The sequence below is a fragment of the Methanobrevibacter sp. 87.7 genome, from assembly GCF_002208625.1.
Classification (GTDB): Archaea; Methanobacteriota; Methanobacteria; order Methanobacteriales; family Methanobacteriaceae; genus Methanarmilla.
This window is the reverse complement of sequence record NZ_MRCT01000267.1, coordinates 1-1,324: the sequence shown is the minus strand read 5'-3', so window position 1 is coordinate 1,324 and position 1,324 is coordinate 1. Positions and strand designations below refer to the sequence as shown.

The window sequence follows — 1,324 nt, the reverse complement described above, 5'->3', positions numbered from 1 at the left end:
GAGTTAATACTATAAAAAAAGACTAATTTAAATTAAAAAATATTTTTCATAAATATTTAATAAAAATATTAAATTAACATTTTAATAATACTACCAATCAAACTAAAAAAACATTCTAGAATATAATTAAAACATCAATCAAATTAAGAAACATTCTAATATAAAATTAAAACATTAAACTAATTAAACTAAGATTTTTAATAAAAATATTTAATAAAAAATATTATATAAATAAATTAAAATCATAAAACTATTGAGATTGTACTTTTGATTTCATGTATTCAAAAATTTGATCATGAGCTTCTTCATCTTCAAGAGCAAATTCAATACTAGTCATTAACCATTCCATACGATTACCAATATCATAAGTATGACCATCAAATATAGAACCATAAATTACATTTAATTTAGCAAGTGCATCAGTTAATTGAATTTCTCCACCTACTCCAGGTTCAGTGTTTTCAATATGTTCAAATATATCAGGAGTTAAGAAGTATCTTCCCATAATAGCAAGATTTGTTGGAGCATCTTTTAAAGCAGGTTTTTCAACAAGTTTATCAATTTTATAAACAGTATCCTCAACTGGTCTACCATCAATAATACCATATCTTTCTACTTTTTCATCTGGAACTCTTTCAACAGCAATAGCTGAAGAATTATATTTTCTATATACATCAATCAATTGTTTAGTACAAGGAACTTTACCTCTAGTTATAGTATCACCAAGCATTACAGCAAATGGTTCTCCACCAATATGTTTTCTTGCACAATAAATTGCATCTCCAAGTCCTTTTTGTTCTTTTTGACGTACATATGTAATATCAGCTAAATCAGTGATATCTTGAATTCTTTTTAATTCTTTTAATTTACCTTTTTCTTTTAAAGAATGTTCAAGTTCAAAAGATTTATCAAAATGATCTTCAATAGATCTTTTATTTTTACCTGTTACAATTAAAATATCATCAATACCAGATGTTACTGCTTCTTCAATTACATACTGAATAGTTGGTTTATCAAATACTGGTAACATCTCTTTTGGTTGTGCTTTTGTTGCAGGTAAAAATCTAGTTCCAAAACCTGCTGCAGGAATAACTGCTTTCATCTTATCACCTTTATAAAAAAATTTCTAATAACACTTATAAAAAATAAATAAATTTTATTAATATAATCTTTAATTTATATCTTTAAATAAGTTTACATTTTAAAATTATACTTAATAAAATATTTAAAATATACTAAAATTAAAACCAATAAAATATAAGAATTTAAAAATATTATAAAATAGCTAATTAAAACATAATAAACTCAATATTTAATATTATAA

Annotated in this window: 1 protein-coding gene; it reads right to left on the bottom strand. The window is 22.7% G+C overall.

Annotated elements, in window-relative coordinates:
• Positions 1–250: 250 nt before the first annotated feature.
• Entirely contained in the window at positions 251–1,102 is an 852-nt protein-coding gene (gene galU, locus BGI41_RS08135) for a UTP--glucose-1-phosphate uridylyltransferase GalU (protein WP_088540198.1), read from the bottom strand.
• Between the last annotated feature and the right edge of the window lie 222 nt (positions 1,103–1,324).